General features: G+C 43.6%; 16 protein-coding genes. 8 read left to right on the top strand and 8 right to left on the bottom strand.

Features of this window, described 5'->3' with window-relative positions; all coding sequences use genetic code 11:
* Positions 1–29 precede the first annotated feature (29 nt).
* Positions 30–908 carry a Cof-type HAD-IIB family hydrolase gene (locus GPK88_RS08970; protein WP_173745855.1) on the bottom strand — a complete coding sequence of 293 codons (879 nt, stop codon included), beginning with the start codon at positions 906–908 and terminating at the stop codon, positions 30–32.
* 322 nt (positions 909–1,230) lie between these two features.
* Here GPK88_RS08970 and GPK88_RS08965 point away from each other — a divergent pair, with 322 nt between their 5' ends.
* From GPK88_RS08965 to GPK88_RS19590, 4 genes are all read left to right on the top strand, one after another.
* Positions 1,231–2,367 (top strand): FAD:protein FMN transferase, encoded by a 1,137-nt coding sequence (locus tag GPK88_RS08965; RefSeq protein WP_173745856.1) that lies wholly within the window; start codon positions 1,231–1,233, stop codon positions 2,365–2,367.
* A gap of 212 nt (positions 2,368–2,579) precedes the next feature.
* Positions 2,580–2,708: a response regulator gene (locus tag GPK88_RS19765; protein WP_084449174.1), complete on the top strand. Its 129-nt coding sequence runs from the start codon at positions 2,580–2,582 to the stop codon at positions 2,706–2,708.
* Between the two features lie 39 nt (positions 2,709–2,747).
* On the top strand, positions 2,748–3,035 hold the full coding sequence (locus tag GPK88_RS08955) for a response regulator (RefSeq protein ID WP_129975543.1): 288 nt from the start codon (positions 2,748–2,750) through the stop codon (positions 3,033–3,035).
* Positions 3,036–3,054: 19 nt separating this feature from the next.
* Entirely contained in the window at positions 3,055–3,258 is a 204-nt protein-coding gene (locus GPK88_RS19590; RefSeq protein ID WP_227945655.1) for a helix-turn-helix domain-containing protein, read from the top strand.
* A gap of 87 nt (positions 3,259–3,345) precedes the next feature.
* On the opposite strand, the gene GPK88_RS08945 is transcribed toward GPK88_RS19590, so the two are convergent.
* The 5 genes from GPK88_RS08945 to GPK88_RS08925 form a co-directional block, all read right to left on the bottom strand.
* On the bottom strand, positions 3,346–3,597 hold the full coding sequence (locus tag GPK88_RS08945; protein ID WP_044961921.1) for a hypothetical protein: 252 nt from the start codon (positions 3,595–3,597) through the stop codon (positions 3,346–3,348).
* Between the two features lie 108 nt (positions 3,598–3,705).
* Entirely contained in the window at positions 3,706–5,874 is a 2,169-nt protein-coding gene (locus GPK88_RS08940; RefSeq protein WP_092069699.1) for a glycoside hydrolase family 2 protein, read from the bottom strand.
* A 9-nt stretch (positions 5,875–5,883) separates the two neighbouring features.
* The gene (locus GPK88_RS08935; RefSeq protein WP_021976595.1) at positions 5,884–6,726 is read right to left on the bottom strand and encodes a carbohydrate ABC transporter permease; all 843 of its coding nucleotides are present in this window, start codon (positions 6,724–6,726) and stop codon (positions 5,884–5,886) included.
* Positions 6,723–7,595 carry a carbohydrate ABC transporter permease gene (locus GPK88_RS08930; protein WP_015526310.1) on the bottom strand — a complete coding sequence of 291 codons (873 nt, stop codon included), beginning with the start codon at positions 7,593–7,595 and terminating at the stop codon, positions 6,723–6,725. Before GPK88_RS08930 ends, GPK88_RS08935 begins: the two co-directional genes overlap by 4 nt.
* Before the next feature lie 59 nt (positions 7,596–7,654).
* A complete protein-coding gene (locus tag GPK88_RS08925; protein ID WP_215707714.1) occupies positions 7,655–8,962 on the bottom strand; it encodes an ABC transporter substrate-binding protein in 1,308 nt (435 codons plus the stop codon).
* A gap of 212 nt (positions 8,963–9,174) precedes the next feature.
* Between GPK88_RS08925 and GPK88_RS08920 the strand changes: the two genes are divergently transcribed.
* From GPK88_RS08920 to GPK88_RS08910, 3 genes are all read left to right on the top strand, one after another.
* Positions 9,175–10,965, top strand: a complete 1,791-nt coding sequence (locus GPK88_RS08920) for a sensor histidine kinase (RefSeq protein WP_021976597.1) — start codon at positions 9,175–9,177, stop codon at positions 10,963–10,965.
* A gap of 18 nt (positions 10,966–10,983) precedes the next feature.
* Entirely contained in the window at positions 10,984–12,573 is a 1,590-nt protein-coding gene (locus tag GPK88_RS08915) for a response regulator transcription factor (RefSeq protein WP_173734169.1), read from the top strand.
* A 208-nt stretch (positions 12,574–12,781) separates the two neighbouring features.
* Entirely contained in the window at positions 12,782–14,155 is a 1,374-nt protein-coding gene (locus GPK88_RS08910) for a sodium-dependent transporter (protein ID WP_021652213.1), read from the top strand.
* Positions 14,156–14,334: 179 nt separating this feature from the next.
* Here GPK88_RS08910 and GPK88_RS08905 read toward each other — a convergent pair whose 3' ends face one another.
* Both GPK88_RS08905 and GPK88_RS08900 read right to left on the bottom strand, forming a co-directional pair.
* Positions 14,335–17,727, bottom strand: a complete 3,393-nt coding sequence (locus GPK88_RS08905; protein ID WP_215707713.1) for a DEAD/DEAH box helicase — start codon at positions 17,725–17,727, stop codon at positions 14,335–14,337.
* Between the two features lie 202 nt (positions 17,728–17,929).
* Positions 17,930–19,360 carry an aspartate ammonia-lyase gene (locus GPK88_RS08900; RefSeq protein WP_215707712.1) on the bottom strand — a complete coding sequence of 477 codons (1,431 nt, stop codon included), beginning with the start codon at positions 19,358–19,360 and terminating at the stop codon, positions 17,930–17,932.
* A gap of 398 nt (positions 19,361–19,758) precedes the next feature.
* Between GPK88_RS08900 and GPK88_RS08895 the strand changes: the two genes are divergently transcribed.
* Positions 19,759–20,205: an Lrp/AsnC family transcriptional regulator gene (locus GPK88_RS08895; protein WP_215707711.1), complete on the top strand. Its 447-nt coding sequence runs from the start codon at positions 19,759–19,761 to the stop codon at positions 20,203–20,205.
* Positions 20,206–20,341 lie beyond the last annotated feature (136 nt).

The raw sequence follows: 20,341 nt of genomic DNA, 5'->3' as shown, positions 1-20,341 counted from the left end.
ATATGACACTTTTTCAAAAGGGGGAAAAACTATTTTCCCTGGCGTTCCAGAACCTGATCAATAGCATAGGCCACACCAAATTCATTGTTGTTCTTTGTGATGTATTTTGCTGCTCTTTTAATCTCCGGAACTGCGTTTTCCATTGCAACAGTTGCGCCGAAATCCATGGAAATCATGGAATAATCATTAAGGCTGTCACCAAGGACCATCACCTCATCCATGGTATAACCCAGAGACTCGATATATTCTTTCAGCACCGGGCCTTTCTGCGCCTCTACTGCTGTAATCTCCTGATTATATATAAAGGAAGAAGCCACTGCAACGGCTAGATTTTCTTTCAGCTCATCGCTGAGTTTCTCCAGCTGCTCCACATCTGCCGCAAAAATGAAGATCTTATATATCGGCGCACCGCTGCTCTCCAGGGAACGGATATCGGAAATCCCTTTCGTGTTTCCGGCGATTCTGCGGTACTGCGGGGATTTCCGTACAATCTCCTCGCTGGTATCTATGTCCATATTGAAAAGACGGATCTGCTGAATGATCCCGTCTTCAATTTCCTTCTTTGTTCCAATACGGTAATCATAGCGATCCGTAAAAAATGCTACAGATACCGGGTATTTTTTTGCCGTATTGTAGACCTCCTCACACAGCTCAATAGAGATCGGTGTACTCTTTACAACCTCCTGCTGCGGATTCCGTACTTCAGCACCGCTGCTCACCACATAATCACAGGTCAGCTCTGTTCCCTTCAGTTCCTCCATGGCACCGGGGAAATTCCGGCCGGTGGCAACCATAAAGCGGATTCCCGCATCGCAGGCACGCCTGACCGCCGCAAGGGTTTCCGGTGCGATTCTATGGTCATCACCAAGAAGTGTGCCATCCATATCACTTGCAATTACTTTTATCATGAAAAATTTCTCCTTTTATCTGTAAAAATTCCGGTCAATCATTCGGATCCATAGCAAATATGTCCTTTTTTCGGAGAAATTATATCTTATATTATTGCAAAATACAATGATTTTTGCGACAGGCATATGCCTTTCTGATTTCAGAAATACATGGTATAATGAGATTTCATAAATCTGTCCGATGTCGGTCAAGCGTATATCCGCAATCCGCGTCGCTGCTTGATCCGGTTAAGTGAATAACCCCATCCACATGTACTACATAGATTTGCATCAAATAAATGCTCTTCAGTTAAGTCAGTCAATCAGAAAACAGGAGAATATTATGTCAACTTATTTTTTTCATTCCAAAAGAAGCCGCTCGCATTCCCGTTTCTTCTATTTAATATTGTGCACAGTTCTTGTCTGTCCAATGCTCCTTTTCACAGGCTGCCAGAATACCACTGGCACCAGCACTGCCACCGAGAAGGAGCCTATCAGCATCAGCAGCATCAAATTGAACACAGCCATACAGATCACCATTTACGATTCCCAGGATAAGTCCCTCCTGGATGACTGTCTGGCACTGTGCGATAGGTATGAGCTGATCTTCAGCCGGACAAATGAGAACAGCGAGCTTTATAAATTAAATCACCGGATATCAGATTCCGTTGTATCAAATCAAACCATTGAAACTCAGACCACTCCCTACCAGGTCAATGGCACCACAAACACCTGGCATATATCCGAATACCTTGCTGCTCTGCTTTCCGAAGGACTCGATATCACCAGGGAATCCGACGGTGCCTTTGACATCGCCATTGCGCCTTTGACCTCTCTCTGGGATTTCACAGCAGAAGATCCGAAGGTTCCGGATGATGCAGATATTCAGAAAGTTCTCCCCCTGTGCAGCTCCGACGGCGTCACCATTGACGGGCAGGATATCACACTTCCCTCTGATGACATCCAGTTCGATGTAGGCGCCATTGCCAAAGGCTATATTGCAGACCGCCTGAAAGATTTTCTGGTAAAAAAAGGCGTAAACAGTGCTATCATCAACCTTGGCGGCAATGTCCTCTGCATCGGCTCGAAGCCTGACGGCACTCCCTTCAAAGTAGGCATCCAGAAGCCCTTTGCAGATCGCAACGAAACCGAAGCCGTTATGGATATCACCGGAAAATCTGTTGTATCCTCCGGAATTTATGAGAGGTGCTTTAAGCAGGGCGGTAAATTATATCATCATATCCTGAATCCCCAAACCGGCTATCCTTATGATAACGGCCTGATTTCTGTGACGATCATCTCCGACCAGTCTGTGGACGGCGATGCCTTAAGCACCACCTGTTTCGCCCTTGGTCTGGAGGACGGACTGAAATTTGCGGAGAAAAAAGGAGTGCAGGCCGTTTTTATCACAGAAGATTATAAACTGCATTATACGGACGGATTCCAGGATGAGATCAATGTCACTGATGTGGAATCCTGAACCATGAAATCTTTTTCAGTAACAACCAAAAACCTTACGGATAGACCATATTTGTCACATAAGTCTGCGGATAATCTTTCAGAAGATTTGCCATTGCTGTCTGTGTCTGTGTCGTTGAAAATGGCTAAGATGGACCGTTCCACAGACATTCATAATCTGCTCCCAAGCTTCTTCATATTCCTTATCCGGAAGTTCAAAACACCATGGGATAAATCCGAGCAAACAGTGATCTTCTGGAAGCAGATAATGCCGAAGATGGCCTGAAGATCATTCTCAAAGAGCATCCTGACATTATTATCACAGATATGAAAATGCCCGTCATGGACGGAATACAGCTCTAAAAAAAGCCGGAAGAACTTCACATCGACAGCAAAATCAGTGTGATCAGCGGATTCAGCGATTTCAAATATACAAGACTTGCGATCCAGGCTGGTGTTATTGATTACATACTGAAGCCTGTTGATCCCCAGAATTTGAACAATGCGCTTTCAGCCACAATTTCTCAGTTGGAAAGTGAAGCAGGCAAAACTGGGACTTCCGATTCTGCTTCATCACCCGAACCCTGCTCTGCATTCACCAGTAGGGTAATCAGTGATGTTTTTGATTATATCAATGCACATTATCTGGAAAATATCTCCCTGGCCGATATTGCAGAATCTTTTTTCTAAGTAAGGAGCATCTGTCCAGATTGTTTTAAAAAAACGTCAGAATCTTTTTTCCTATGCTATGCAGTTAAAGCTCACCGAGGTGAAACGGCTTCTGCAGTCTACGGATATAACTCTCGACGACATTGCCTGGCATCTTGGTTTCAGCAATGGAAATTACTTCAGCAAGGTTTTTAAAAAGAACTGTCAGATGTTTCCCAGTGAATACCTGAACGTACAGCTATAGTTCTTCAGAAAACTTTTCTCCGATAAAAAGTAGCTGTAACTGAGCGTATTCGTTCAGTTACAGCCACTTTATTCAATATTATTATATTCAGTTATTGATCATATCCGGCCAGGAAAGAATCTCTGCAGAAATCTTCTCTTCATAATCTCCGTCAATGTCCTCACTTCTTCCAGCCGCATAAATATTGGTCTCGGCACCCCAACCGTTGTCCTCGTATTCCCATACATGGAATTTCAGTCCACGGAACATGAAATCCAGACTTCCGCAACCATCTTCCTCTGTGTATTCGAATTTGATATTTTTTTTGTTCAGAGCATCCTGTACTTTCTGTAAACGCATATAATATCGCTCCTTCCACGCCGAAAATCTTCCTTTATACACAAAGTATAACATGTTGTGATTTTTGGTACAAGTCAAGGATGAAAGTGCCTGTGAGCTGCAGATAGCTCAGGCCCAGTAGAGTCTCATTCCAAACTCATGGCTCATACGGTCCGGATGCCCATCAACTCTTGAAAGCAAAGTACAGATATCCTGATAGGTATTCTTTGCCATACATTTACCGCTATTATCAGAAAGAATTAGTGTAAGGTTCCACTTCTTGCCTTTTCCGTATTCTTTCTCAAAGGTTTTTACCATGACACGGCTGTCTGCCGGAACTTCTGCTTTAACACTTCCCTTTTCCACCAGTTCTCCGTTCAATGTTTCTGTAATGATCCATGTAAGTTCACACTCTCCCAGAGCTCCATCTGTATCATTTACAATATACAGACTGTCCAGATGGTCTTTGTGCTTTGCAAAAACACCCACTGGTGCGTTGCTTTCCAGTATAGCCTGAAGACCCTTTTTGGGAATTCCCCACCAGTCATATAAACCGTAGAAGCTCTGAGGACACAGGTCGATAAACATAAACTGTACATATCCTGAGCAAGGTTCATATTTCTGGATCCTGTAATGCTCTGTATAATATTTCAGAAGCTTATACTGATATTCCTGGATCTTCGGGATATCATCCACCAGTTTTTCCAGACGATGATATACCGCCGGAACAGTTTTCAGATTTTCACTGCTGCCCGGTGCATCAAATCCGTACTCTGTATTCAGCTTTTCTGTCTGCTCATAAATATCTGCATATTCTCCACCGCTTAAAGAACCCAGATAATTGTGGCTGTCCCCGCTAAGCGGATCATCTTCGCAGAAAGAACCCTTGATGATCGGTCTGCCCGGATCCATCTTCTGTACCTCCCTATACAGAGCAGGTCCCGGATTTTCCTCCATAAATCTCCTTCTCACATTTCCATCCGGATCAACACATCCCGGTTCATTCATAATGATCCAGCAGATCAGAGACGGATGATGCTTCAGAAGTTTCACATTTTCTCTGTAAACATCTGCAAATCTCTGCGCCCATTCATCTGTTGAAGGATGCGTCCAATTGTACTCCGAATCCTGAAGAACTGCAATTCCCAGCTCGTCACACAGATCATAAAAAACTTCCTGCTCTGTGTGGACATGTACTCGTACCAGGTTAAAACCTGCCGCCTTTACATTAAGAAGATCTCTCAGGTACCGTTCCCTTGTCATTGCGGAAATATAACAATCCGGAAAATAAGAGGTTCCTCTTATATACAGTTTCCTGTTATTAAGCCAGAATCTTGTTATTTTTTCATTACGCTCAATCTGAATGTCCCGGAAAGCAAAATTCGTTGTTCTGCTGCTCAGTATGTCTTTTCCCCTGCTTAACGTAAGTTCTGCCTGATACATCCAGGGATAACCATGATCCCATGTGGACCACAGTCTGACATCTTCCACTTTAAGCTCACATTTAAAGCCTGTCTCTGCTTTCTCTGCCATTATCTGAACAGTTTTTTCTGCCTTTATAAGACCGGACTCTTTTTCCCGGATCTTTACATTAAAATCATATGTCTCCCCGGATTTCAGACCTCGCGCTTCAGTTTCCACATATACGTCTGCTTTCTTTCCATCTGGATCCAGTTCATACTTCAGATCTGTCTGATCTTCCAGAACACCTTCTTCTGTCAGGATCAGCTCCACTTTTCCGTAGATTCCTACAGGATTTACATCTCTCTGGATAAATGTATCAGAATGTTCGTAGGTACCTTTTACCATATTTCTTTTTACCAGGGTGGTTCTGGAATCCTGTGCATCCAGCTCCACCTCATCATCCCATGGAGAACTTACCTTTACAATGAGATAATTTTTCTTTCCAAAAACAAGCTTATCTTTTACATTAAAGGAAAATGGAGCGGAATATCCTTCATGCTCTCCAAGAAATTCTCCGTTAAGCCATACTTTTCCATAATAATCCACATTGGTAAATTTAAGGACAGCATCCGTAACTTTCTGATCCGGAACTTCAAACTCTGTTTTGTACCACCAGGGTGCCTGATTGAAATATCTCAGTTCACGCCCGAAATATGGCTGTCTGGCATAGATAAGCTGCAGATGTTTCAGTTCCTCCAGTTCCTCCCATTCAGACACCTGGGAACCTACGGAAGTATCTGCTTCCCTGGCAGCATAAAGCCCGATCTTTTCCCCTGTATCATGAACATCCTGCAAAATTTTCCATCCTTGTTTCAATTCAATCCTTGTTTCCATTTCAGCCTCCTAACTCTTGACCGCACCTGCAGCCATACCTTCGATTATGTTCCTGTTAAGAATAAAATACACGATCAGTGTAGGCAAGATCGATATTACGATCGCCGCAAATGTACTTCCCCAGTCCACTCTTCCGAACTGCCCCACAAAGTCATTCAGGCCAATTGGCAGAGTTTTCATATCAGAAGATGAGATAAACGTATTGGCATAGGTAAATTCATTCCATACAAAAACAAAATTGTATGTAAGAACTGTCATTGTAGTATTTTTAGCCATAGGTACCACGATCTTGCGGAATGTGGTTCCCATTGTGGCACCGTCAATAACTGCCGCTTCCAGAAGAGAATCCGGCATAAATTTAAAAAATCCGGTGTAAAGATAGATACACATTGGAAGTCCGAACCCGATCTGCGGAAGCACCAGTGCCCAGTATGTATTTCTCAGTCCGATCCTGTTATAAATCTGGAACATGGGTACAAGGCAGGAAAAAATAGGCACCATCATTCCAAACAGGAAAAATGCCATCAGTGCATTGGCATATTTTACCTTTACCTTACTGATCACAAATGCAACCGGGCATCCCAGGACTACGATGCCAAGAAGTGTGAGAACTGCCACAACCGTACTGTTAAGAAAATATCTTGGAATGGATGAGATCGTCAGTGCGCTGATATAGTTTCCAAGATAAAATCCTGATGGCAGGGCATACTGTGCAGTATATGTCATTTCATCCGGTGTTTTCAGACTGGAGCAGATAACCCAGAAAATAGGGTAGACCTGTATCATGACAAAAATAAGGATCACTACATAGAACACAGCACGAATAGGTATATTTTTTCTTGATTTTATCATTCTGACCCATCTCCTTTCGCCGATCCCAGGCATTTCTGTATAATCCCTACTGCTACCAGACATTCAATGACCAGAAAAACGGACAGTGTACTTCCATAGCCAAAGTCAGCCGAATTAAAAGCGGTTTTATACATATAAGTTGCCACCATCTCTGTTGATCTGGATTTATTGTCAAGAATATAGAATACATCAAAGGTTTTCAGACAACCATTTACAAGCATTACAATGACAATGCTGAATATATTTTTCACCAGTGGAAGCTTTATGTAACGATACTGTTGAAAAACATTGCAGCCATCCATTGTAGATGCCTCGATCACATCCTTTGATATGGATACAAATGCGGAATAAAAAATGATCATGTACAGACCACAGTATTTATATCCATCGATCAGGGTTATGGTAATCAGCGCTGTATGGGAATTTGCCAGCAAAGCGATAGGTTCCATTCCCAGTTTTTCCATCACATAGCAAACCAGGCCCTGGGGCTGGACAGAAAGCATTTTGGAAAAAATCTGGCAGATCGCCATAGATGAAATGATACATGGAATAAAATAAATAACCCGCAGAATATTTCCACCTTTGGAAATATGTGTAAGCAAAATTGCCAGGATCAGTCCTGCACATAACTGGAACAAACTTCCCAATACAACAAATTTAAGATTATTTACAACAGCCTCACGAAATGTCTCATCCTGAAACATCCTCACATAATTTTCCAGTCCGATAAACTTCATATCACCGATTCCATTCCAGGAAAAAAGACTGTAACCCATTGACCACAGAATTGGGATGATAACAGTAAGAATATATACGAACAGTGCAGGAAGAACAAACGGTAAAGGCTGGATTTTATTTCTGGGCTTCATATCCTCTCCCCTTTCATACGCAGATGCAGATAAAATTCCGCATCTGCGTATTCTCTCAGTTATTCTTCAGTGTCAAAATAATCAGATGCATACTGTTCTACAGCTTTGTCCATGTTTTCGCAGAACTCTTCAGGAGTTGATTCTCCCATTCCAAGGCTTGCCAACTCTTTTCTGTAAACCTCGTTTGTAGAAGGATCCAGACGAACATCCCAGCACTGGGCAAAAGTGCCGCAGTTCTCAAGATCACTTAAAATCTGCTGTGTAAGCTCCGGAAGCTTCTCCAAATCACTTGGCATCATGGATGGAAGCATATTGAACTCATACATTGCCGTATCAGCAAAATTATCCCATACATAACTGATGAAATCTTTCATCTCATCACTCATGGAATCCTTGAGAATGGCAGTTCCGATTCCACAATTCGCATAGTAATCATTTTCTCCTGTAGCGGTTCCTTCGCTGTCTACAGGAAGTTTGAACATGGAAATGTCATCTTTAAGATTTCCCTCATCATCTGTAAGATCCGGTGTATCCCATGTTCCGGTGTATAACATTGCCGCACCACTGTTCAGAAACAGATCCATCTGTGCGGTAGCATCTGAACTTGTCCATCCTTCACTGAAATACTGGGCTATATCCTGTGTATACTGGGCTGTTGCGATACCTGTCTCAGAATTAAATTTTTCTTTTCCCATTCTTGCATTGTCAATGAAGTCATTTCCTTCCAGTCTGAAAGCCTTAAATGCAGGATAACGCATGATCATGTCGTAATTTCCTGCGGATATCGGGGTCATTCCCGCATCTTTCAGCTTCTTGCACACATCCAGGAGGTCTTCCAGTGTCTGAGGTGTTTCAGTAATTCCGGCTTTTTCAAACATGTCTTTGTGATACCAGAAATACTCTACATTTCCCTGCCAGGTCATAAGGTAATTGCTTCCGTCACTGAGTTTCGGATAATTCAGTGCAATATCAAAGAACTTGTCTTTGATACCCAGTTCATCATAAAGGTCATCCACACTGTAGATCAGATCCTTTTTGCAAAGTCCTTCAAAAAATGCCTCCGGATCTGCGTCAAACCAGTCCGGCAGCTCATTGCTGGATGCAAGGATCTTGATCTTCTGAAGATATGTTTCTCTGTCTGCAATAGACTCTACATTGAATTCAAAATCCGGGTGATCTTTTTTATAATCTTCTGCAAGCTTCTTCAATGTTTTCAGTGCCGCATCTGTTTCGCCCCTGGCACTGATATAATTGATCACAAGTGGTTCGGAATCCTCTTTTTTATCTGCCCACACATTCATCATGCTGAATGAAGAGAGACACATCATTGTGGCAAGTGTAGCAGCCATCACTTTTTTTAATTTCATTTTCGTCCTCCTTTTGGTACATTTCTATTCATCCGGATTGAATATTTTGTTCCGCTTTCCTTATCGATGAGACCATTATATTAAATCCGTCCGGAAAAATACATGGAAAATCTTCGCTGTACCTGGAATATTTTCTCCAATCTTTCCCCCACACTTGTGAGAATTTTTCCCTTATTATATAATGTAGCCAATAAAACCAGAGGGGGGATTCCATGATAGAAAATCTGAAAAAAAAGGTGTTTCACTTATTTTTAGGAATCAGTCTGAAACGCAGGCTTTTTATTACATATCTGCTGCTCAGTTCTCTGATACTCATGCTTACTTCCGTGTTTTTTTATACTGCATCCAAAAAAGTACTGATCAAGCGTGCCGCACTTTCCAGTCAGCAGCAGCTATCCCTGATCACCAGCAACCTTGGAGAAAAGATCGATAATATATCAAACTATGCCATCACCCTTTCCATCAACAGCAATATCGCCGATGTTTTAAAAGAAAATCCCACAGTTCCCGAAAACACACTGGAACATTTTCTGGTAAATTCCGAGCTTACAGACCAGGCCCAGCGTATCATCGGACTTCACAAAAACATCTATGCCTGGGATATCCTGGATACAGAAAACCACTGGTTTCACAGCAGTACCACAGAAACAGATCAGCTTGATTCCATTTTAGGTCCCGAAGTCCTTGACAGCCTTCAGACTAATCTGGCCTTTCAGTTTCTCGGACCCTTCCAGATAAGTGGGGAGCCAACCTTTGTAGCCTTAAAAAGTATTACAAACATTGATAACACCAAATATCTGGGCGCCCTGGTCCTTCTGATCAGAGAAACAAATATTTCCTCTGCATTCCGCGACCTTCCGGACAGCTCTTCCAGGGATTTCTATATTACTGATGAAAATGGACAGATACTTTCCTCTTCTTCATCCGGAGGTATTTATAAAGACTTCTCATCCTATACAAAAATCAGTTCAGAGAATTATAAAACCCTGACAGAAACCGACAGGCAGTTTTTTTCCGTAGACGGCACTGACACTCTTTTTATCTGCAAATCCTATCCTGACCTGAACTGGAATGTGATCAACCTGATTCCTCTGGAAAGCCTGACTCTGGATCATATGGTGATCCTGCACAACATTCTTCTGATCAGCATTGTAGTGTTTATTTTATCTGTATTTTTTTCCATATTATGTACAGGTACTGTCACCGCACCTATACAGAAACTTGTAGAAAAAATGAAATCTGCGTCTGCCGGAAAGCTGAATATTTCTGCCAGTTACTCTTCAAATGATGAACTTGCAGTTCTCTATAACCAGTTTAACCTTATGATGCAGAAGATCCAGACATTACTTAACGATATCTATGAGGAACAAAATGCCAAACAGAAAATGGAAGTACGTCTTTTACAGTCCCAGATCAATCCCCATTTTCTTTATAATACTTTAAACACCATCAAGTCTCTCATAGAACTTGACATGAATGATACTGCAGTAAAAGCAGTGTCTTCCATGTCATCTTTCTACAGAAACTCTCTTTCAAAGGGACAGTTTATCATTCCTCTGCGCCAGGAGCTGCTTCTTACAGAACAGTATCTTTATATCCAGAATCTGCGGTATATGGATTTTGTTGATTACGAGATCACCTATGAGCCGTCCTGGGAGGATCATGGGGCAGAGATACCCAAGCTGACCATACAGCCTGTTGTGGAAAATATTTTTGTCCACGGACTTACCAGCCAGATATGCCATATTCACTTAAATGTTTCTATCAGAAATGGTACCATCTGTATTTCTGTTTCTGATAATGGTTCCGGTATCCCGCCGGAAAAACTTGCCGAACTTAACCGTTCTATCAGAGACTTCAAAACTGCCCGACATTCTTTCGGGCTTCCAAGTATCAACCACAGGATTGCTCTTCTCTACGGTGAGAATTACGGACTCACCATCGAAAGTTCACCTGAAAAGGGAACCACTGTAACCATAGTAATACCTGACAAAAAAATCTGATTGAGGGGGAAATATAAATTGAAAACACTCGTAATTATTGACGATGAAATTTTTTTCAGAAAATCTCTGATCAATTTTCTTGAAAAACAAAACATTTATAACATTGCAGGGGAAGCTAATAACGGACAGGCCGGAATCCAGCTTATTGAAAATGTCAAACCCGATATTGCCCTTGTGGATATATCCATGCCGGTTATGAGCGGTCTGGATATGATTGCAGCTCTTGGAACAGACTGTCATACCAGATTCATCCTTTCCACAGGATACGAAGATTTTGACTATGCCAAAAAAGCCATCTCTCTTCAGGTCCGCGGATACCTCCTGAAGCCACTGGATCACCGGGAGCTTATGGAGACACTCCAGAAAGTAAGTGACGAGATCGATCAGGAAAATTCCAGAAACAGTTATGTGAATAATTATTTTCAGTTCCGCGATCTGTATACACGACAAATGCAGCTTAATTTCTTCCAGAAAGTGATCAGTGGAACAACCATTTCCCCGGATGATCTGGAAAAAATTCCGGTTCATAAAACTTCCGATTATCTTACCATTCTTATGGAGATCCACAATGCCAATCCGGAAATATGGGATGAAAAAGGTGATTTTTCTCTGCTCCACACCATCCTGGAAAATATATGCAGGGAAATCTTACAGCCTGTGTGCAAAGAGCTTATTTACATTGACTATTCTCAGATGAGACAGTATATCATCATGGAAAAAAGCTCTGATTTTTCTTTTACCGATCTGGAACAATCCTGTCTCAGACTTGCCGGGATATATGATAATATCGCACAGATTTCCACTTTTTTCTGCTGTGGAACACCTCATGAAGGCGTGGAAGGAATCCGCTATTCCTATGAAGAGGCTCTTTCTGTTTTTCATAACAGAACTGCGTCTTCTTCCGGATTTCTTTATTTCACGCCCCAGTCCCATTCCGGTGATTTTACATTAAAGCCTCTGGTTTATAATGATATCCTGATCTTTCTGCGCCAGCAAAATTCACCGGCTCTCTGTAAATATATTGATGAATATTTCAACGATATCATCACCAAAAAAATCCATATCCGGCAGACCTGGAGTGTAGCTGCTGCTTTTCTTACTGTACTTGACGGTTTTATCACGGAGTGCAGTCAGCGTGAAACGCTTTTTCCTCTTCTGGAAAACGCCCTGAATACTTACCAGAACTGCCAGAGTGCCCTGCAGTTAAAACAACTGCTCCAGTCTACCTGCAAGGCAGTTCTGGATTCTCTTGCTGATGAAAAAAATCCGCGGAAGTCAGCTCTTGTATCCCAGGTTCAGGAATATATCTGTCTGAATTTTAATCAGCCGGATCTTCGTCTTGAAACCATTGCTTCCCATTTTTTTGTCAATCCCCAGCATCTCTCTACTGTATTCAGTCAGGAATCCGGAGTTACACTTACCTCATATATCAATGTCTGCCGCATGAAAAAAGCCAGACAGTTTCTTCTGGAAGACAGCCCTTCCATTCAAAATGTAGCTTCTTTATGCGGATTTTCTGATTCCGGATATTTCAGTAAATGTTTCCGGAAATATTACGGGATCTCTCCGAAAAATTTCGTATCCCTGACTGAAGAGAATAGTTATTAAAGCGGACATTCAGATTCTGTTGATGTTTTTATTTCTTTAAAGTGTAACGATCCACCACTTTACCTTGTTAAAATAATGTTTTATTTTAACATATGTTTTATGCAAAATGCAAGTTCTTTTTATTGTGCAATATCGAGGAATGTGTTAAGATAAAACTTGCGACTTTATACAAATAGCAGTTTACCAAACTGCAACAATGAGGTGAGTTATGAAAGAAAGAGAAAAACTTGGATCCCGTCTGGGATTCATTCTGATTTCTGCTGGCTGTGCCATCGGAATCGGAAACGTCTGGAAATTTCCTTACATGGCCGGACAGGGCGGTGGCGGCACATTCGTACTGTTTTACCTGATCTTCCTGGCCCTTCTTGGACTTCCTGTTATGACTATGGAGTTTTCTGTTGGACGTGCCAGCCAGAAGAGTCCTGTCAAAGCATATTACGCACTGGAAAAACCAGGACAGAAATGGCACATCCATGGATATATCACTCTGATCGGATGTTATCTCCTGATGATGTTTTACACCACTGTTACAGGCTGGATGCTGAATTACTTCTATATGACAGCCACCGGTAAATTCCAGGGACTTGATTCCGACGGTGTTGCAGGACAGTTTACCAACATGCTTGGCCAGCCCGTTACTATGGGATTCTGGATGATCGTTGTTGTTATTGCAGGTGTTTTTGTCTGCTCCCGCGGTCTTCAGAACGGCCTTGAAAAAGTTACCAAGGTTATGATGATCTCTCTTCTGGTGATCATGGTTGTTCTTGCCATCAACAGTTTTACCATGGATGGTGCCAAAGAGGGACTGAAATTCTACCTGATCCCGGATTTCGAGCGTATGAAAGAGATCGGTATTATTTCTACCATTACCGGTGCTATGAACCAGGCATTCTTTACTCTCAGCCTTGGTATCGGTGCTATGGCTATCTTCGGAAGCTACATCGGAAAAGATCATGCATTGCTTGGTGAATCCATGAATATTGCGCTTCTGGATACTTTTGTTGCGATCACCTCCGGACTTATTATTTTCCCGGCATGTTTCACATTCAATGTTGACCAGACTTCCGGACCGAGCCTGATCTTCATCACACTGCCGAATATTTTCAACCACATTCCGCTTGGAAGACTGTGGGGAAGCCTGTTCTTCATCTTTATGTCATTTGCAGCTTTCTCTACCATCCTGGCTGTATTTGAAAATATTATTTCCTGCGGTATGGAGCTTACCGGCTGGAGCCGAAAAAAATCCAGTCTTGTAAATGCCATCGCCATCATCCTTCTGTCTCTGCCATGCGTACTTGGATACAATGTATGGTCCTGGGACTGGCTCAAGGTATTCGGCGGCGCAATTCTCGACCTTGAAGATTTTCTGGTAAGCAACATTCTGCTCCCGCTTGGTTCTCTTGTATACCTGCTTTTCTGTGTTTCCAAACGGGGCTGGGGCTGGGAAAACTTCACAAAAGAAGCCAACACCGGAAAAGGCATGAAGATCCGGAAATGGATGCGCGGATACATCACTTATATCCTGCCGCTGATCATTCTGTTTATCTTCTTCTTTGGTCTGTACGATAAGTTTTTTGCATAAAATAAAACACCCCTGACGGATATCGTATGTGATTTACACACGCGATTTCCATCGGGGGTGTTTTTGTTGAGTCAGGCGGATATTCACAGCCTGCATTCTTCCCGATACAAGCAAGTCCCCTCACCGCGTATTGCTTTTCGTAATTGAAGCAGGGAACTTACTTGATCCAGTTAAGAATTTTACCTGCCTAGCAGCTCCAGTACTTCCTCTCTGCTGATCAAAGCCTGGCCGATTCCCTCGCCGCTTAAGATCTCATCAGCCAGTTCCCGTTTTCTTTCCTGAAGAGCCCGGATTCGTTCTTCTATGGTGTCTTTCATAAAGAGGCGGTAGACACTGACAACGTTCTGCTGACCGATGCGGTGGGCACGGTCTGTTGCCTGATTCTGCACGGCAAGATTCCACCAGGGATCATAATGGATCACGATATCTGCCGCAGTAAGATTTAAGCCTGTTCCTCCTGCTTTCAATGAAATGCAGAAAACAGAAGTATCATCCTCATTAAATGCATGTACCATCTGCGCCCGTTTTTCCTTGGAAGTCGATCCGGTCAACATATAAAAAGAAACTTTTGCTTTTTTCAGACGGACAGCCAGCACATCCAGCATGGTAGTAAACTGGGAAAACAACAGGAGCTTATGTCCGCCATTCACCGCATTCTGAACCAACTCCATGCACATCTCCAGCTTGGAAGAATTCCCTTTGTATCCTTCATATACAAGTCCCGGATAACAGCAGATCTGCCGCAGCCTCGTGATCTCTGCAAGGATCTGCAGTTTAGAAGTGCGAAACTCCGCATCCGACTGCATCCCAAGCATCAGGCGAAGCCGTTCCGTATGGGCCTCATACAGCTCCTTCTGCTCGCTTTCCAACGGGGAAAACATATCTTTTTCCAGCTTATCCGGAAGATCCTTCAGCACATCCCTCTTCAATCTCCGCAGCACAAAAGGACGGATCATTTTCTGCAGACGCTCCATCGCATCGGAATTGCTGTACTGCACAGCTGGAAGCTCTATTTCCTTGCGGAATTTCTCATAAGAATACAAAAATCCCGGCATCAGAAAATCAAAAATACTCCACAGCTCACTGAGCCTGTTCTCCACCGGTGTACCGGTCAGCGCAAGCCTGAATTCCGACCGGATCTCCTTCACAGCCTTTGCCACCTGAGTTCCGTGATTCTTGATATACTGCGCCTCATCAATGATCTGCACAGCAAAATCCAGGTTCTGATAAGCCTTCAGATCCCGTTTCAGAAGGTCATAGGAAGTGATCAGAACCTCCCGTTCTCCCGCATTTTTGATCAGTGCTTTCCTCTCCTTCACATCACCAGTCACAACAGTAGCCGGAAGTCCCGGTGCAAAATGTTCGATCTCGTTCATCCAGTTAAATACCAGTGATGCTGGCGTTACCACAAGAGCACGTCTGTTTTCTCCCGGCGCAGATTCCTGAAATTCTGACCAGAGAAAAGTGATCACCTGGAGGGTTTTTCCAAGTCCCATATCATCTGCCAGGATCCCTCCAAACTGATTATGCTTCAGAGTTTTGATCCAGTAAAAGCCCTCTTTCTGATAGCCCCGGAGGATTTTTTCCTGCTCCCTGGGAATCTGAAATTTATGTTCTTCCATTGTCTGCATGTTCCGGATCAACGCACGAAAGGCATTGTCCTTCTCTACCTTGATCAGATCGCCGCCCTTCAGCTGACTGTCCAGATACATAGCACGATAGGCCGGAACCTGAGTCTTTCCTTTTTTCAGTTCACGATCACTGATCTGCAGTCCATTTTTCAGAGCAGAAAGCTCCCTGAGCTGACCATCGGAAACATCCAGAAAGCTGCCATCCTTCAGGCGAAAATATTTTTTCCTGCGATCGTACCTGGAAAGAATATCAAAAAGCTGCGCCTGATCCATCCCCTCCACATCCAGATCCAGGTTCAGAAGTCCGGCTGACAGAGAAACGCCAAGACGAATGTTTGGCAGCTTTGTCACCCTCATCTGTTTGATGGACTGGGAAATATAGACAGCTGCAACTTTCTGCATGGCGGGGATTCCTTCAGTAAGAAGCTGGTAGAGCTTTTCTTCGGAAGCTTTCACACTGTCGGGCTTCCCTGAACCTTCCCTGCACAAAGATTCCAGTTCCTCGGCACGACAATCCAATGCCAGCTCCATCCGCTGGTCATCATATCCGTTAAAATATTTTGACAGCAACGCAAACACACCAAGCTCTCCCGGAATATCCCTGGTACGGGCAGACACATCTCGGTCAAAAACCGAAAATTTATCCTTCCCGTAAACAGAAAATGCCCTACAGGTGATCCAGTCACGCTCCGGCGCATCCAGATAGATCTCATATGCAGCCTTGTAGCATTCAAGACCTGTTTCTTCCGGGAAATCCCTGAGATCACAGTGGAAAAATTTTTTCAGGGAAGGAAGCAGCTCACGCACAAACGCAGGCACATCCGGTTCATCAATAAAGCCTCGGCCTGCAGGAAGCCGCTCCAGACAGGCAACAAATTCCTCCACTGCTCCAAGCTCCTGCCTGGAAACCAGATATACCTTCGCATTATCAAAATACATATGATACCATATGCCTGTCACACTGTATACCGGCGCGATCTCAAGAGATAACCCCTGATCCTTCTTCCGGATCATCAGCGTCCTGTCCGGAATTTCTCTGGCAGAATGCCATGTTGTTTCCGGATCATTGTTCATTTTGAACTTGAAACTTTTTTCGCCAAGTATAAGAAGCAGATTTTCAAGTTCTTTTCTGTCAACGGTAAGATCCCTCACCTTTTCCACAGCTATATTCTTCAGCTGTTCATATCTGGACATGTAAGTACCGTGATGATTCTCGACCCATTCCCGGATAAAGGCCAGCACGCTTCTGGATCCTTCTGAAAAGGCTTCATCGGAATGGATAAATTCCAGATTTTTTCCATAAGAAACCTTCTCATTATGATCCAGATTCCACACAAAGGCCAACACATCCTTGAGGATATATTTTTTCTCACAGCCAACGCGGAATTCCACGGTAAAACAATTTCTCACAGAATTAAATTTCAGGCAGGTTTCCAGCTCCACCCTGCCAAAATACGGATCCCCGGAAAACGGAAGCATACGGCTGTATAGCTGGCGATTAAGGAGGCTTTTCAGCTCAACGGTGGTTTTCGTTGCAGGCTGCCCTGGTCCGGATAAAGCAACCGGAAATGCTGTTCCGCTGAATAACTCTGCCTGCTTCTGTTCCTCATCCTGCTGTCTGCGGATTTCCACACGCTCATAGGCCTTACGGTCTCCATATTCCAGAAGCACTGCCACGCAATGCTTACAGATCCCGGAATAGCTGCGAAAAGCCGGGCAGTCACAGTATGCTTCTTTTATGCGGTCCGCTTCTGTATCATACTGAAAGCCTGTATTGTATACATTACGCCCACTTCCCTTCACTGCTGCAGATATTTTATCCACAGCTCCTTCCGACTTAATATCCAGCGACTGGATCCTCTTTCCGGTACGATAAATATCAAGACCTCTCTGATATGCCGTTGTATTACAAAGTGCCCGGATGGCTGTTCGTTTAAGCATGTATCTTTCCCTTCTTTTCTTATCGCGTTTCTTCCATTATAAAAGGAGACCTGCACTGTGACAAGTCTCCTTATAGTACTCATTGATATCTCATTCCTGATCTGCCTATAGCATTTCCATAAAATCCCGCATCAGGTTCAGCTGCTCTGAAATGAATTGCTGCATCAGACGTTCCCGTCATACGTTGGTACAGATAACTTTCTCAGCAGGCTTTCCTTCTTGCTTCATCCTCTTTCCGCTCTTCTCCGACTTCTGTCATCAGATACGGATCAAGAACCTCTTCCAGCTCTTTCTCAGTCATGATCCCTTGTTCCAGAACAAGTTCCCAGACAGACTTGCCAGTTTTTACTGCAGTTTTTGCGATGGTTGCAGACGCCTTGTAGCCAATATGCGGGCAGAGAGCCGTTGCGATTCCTGCACTGCTTTCCATCAAGTCTTTGCAGTGTTTGCGGTTTGCGGTGATTCCTGTGATACAGTTTACGATCAGGGTATCCACTGCTTTTTCCAAAGTGGTAATGGACTCAAACAGGTTACAGAAAACTACCGGCTCAAAAGCATTCAGTTCCAGCTGTCCGGCTTCTGCCGCCATGGTAATGGTGGTATCATGTCCTACGATGTGGAAAGCAACTTGGCTTACTACCTCCGGAATGACCGGATTTACCTTACCTGGCATGATGGAAGACCCATTCTGCTTTGCCGGAAGATTGATCTCCCCAAATCCGGTTTTCGGGCCGGAAGACATCAGTCGAAGATCGTTGCACATCTTGGAAAGATTCACCGCACAGGTTTTTACTACACCGGATACGGCAACAAAGCCGTCCAGATTTTCTGTTGCGTCAAAAAGGTCCTCGGCCTGTTTCAGCGGATAGCCTGTAAGCTTTTCCAGATTTGGCACGATCTTATAAAAATAAGAATCGGAAACATTGATAGCAGTTCCCACTGCAGTTCCTCCAAGGTTTACGGTGTACATTTCCCTGTGAGCCTTTTCGATACGTTTCCTGTCTCTGGAAACCATGGACGCATAACCGTGGAACACCTGACCAAGACGGATCGGAACTGCATCCTGAAGCTGTGTACGTCCCATAGTGATCACATCATCGAACTCCTCTGCCTTTTTTGCAAGCTCCTTCTCAAGTCTTACCAGTGCTTTTTCCAGAGGTGCAAGGAGATCCAGAACGGTAAGCTTACCGGCCGTCGGGATCACATCATTGGTGGACTGCGCCATGTTTACGTGATCATTTGGATGGACCATTTTATAGCTACCCTTCGGACATCCGAGGATCTCACCGGCTCTGTTTGCGATCACCTCATTCATATTCATATTTGCGCTGGTTCCGGCACCACCCTGAATGGCATCTACGATAAATTCCTCAGCCAATTTTCCTGCGATCACTTCATCACAGGCTCTGACAATGGCATCTGCCTTATCCTCCGGAAGAAGCCCTGCATTATTATTAGTGATAGCTGCTGCTTTTTTAATCTGTGCCAGGTTCCTGATAAATACCGGATGAAGCTTTGTACCTGTAATAGGAAAATTCTGTTTTGCCCTTAAAGCCTGAACTCCGTAATAAGCTTCTGCAGGCACTTCCATAGTTCCGATCGAATCTGCTTCCAGTCTTGTTTCTGTTGTCATTTTGTCATCCCTCTTCTTTCTTCTGATCCTGTGCACATCTGATTTGCTCCGCCCTCTGATCTCATTTTTTCAGTCCGACGGATGTTCACTGTTTACAAATCATTCTGTTATTTTCATTTTTATCAGCAGCTGTTTTTCTGATGCCTAAGAAACTAACACTTTCTTTGTAGCTTGTAAATACTTTTAATGGAAAACCACGATTATCCGTGTTTTTCAATAGTTTACATTAATCTTTTTAAGAATTTCTTTTATTTTTCTTATTTTTATTAAGTCGTTTCTTGTGTTGTGATAACACACGCAGTATAATCAATACAGAAATACCTATTTTCAATCCACTTCCCTACGCAGCTCTGTACCAGTTACAAATGACATTTTTTCATCGAAAGGAGACATTCTACATGGAACACAAACTCGACAACATCGACCGAAAGATCATCGAAATGCTTCAGAAAAACGCCCGCACCCCGGTAAAGGAAATCGCAAAGGAAGTCTTCCTCTCATCCCCCGCTGTCTCCGCCAGGATCGAACACCTCGAAAAAAACGGGCTGATCACAGGCTACCACGCCCAGATCAACCCAATATTTCTCGGTTATCATATAAAAGCATTCATCAACCTGGAAGTAGAACCCAACCAAAAAAAAGACTTTTATCCCTTCATCCAGTCCATCCCAAACGTCATCGAATGCAACTGCGTCACCGGCGATTACTCCATGCTCATCGAAGTAGCCTTCCGCTCCACCATGGAACTGGACCACTTCATCAACGAACTCCAGCAGTTCGGCCGCACCAAAACACAGATCGTATTCTCCACCAGCGTAGAACACAGAGATCTGCCGGTGGAGTAACCACCCTCCCCTGCCGCCTTGAAAAACCAGCCCGTGAGGCGTGTGCTGCCTGTCGCCGGACTCTGCAGGAGGGGAGCTGATTCTTGGCTGGCGGAAATCTGCGTTGTTTTTCAAAAGTCCGCTGTCTGAGCGGCTG

Source organism: Blautia sp. MCC269 (assembly GCF_018785655.1).
In the GTDB taxonomy this organism is placed as follows: domain Bacteria; phylum Bacillota; class Clostridia; order Lachnospirales; family Lachnospiraceae; genus Blautia_A.
The sequence above is the reverse complement of the archived record's forward strand: the minus strand, read 5'-3'. Positions and strand labels throughout refer to the sequence as shown.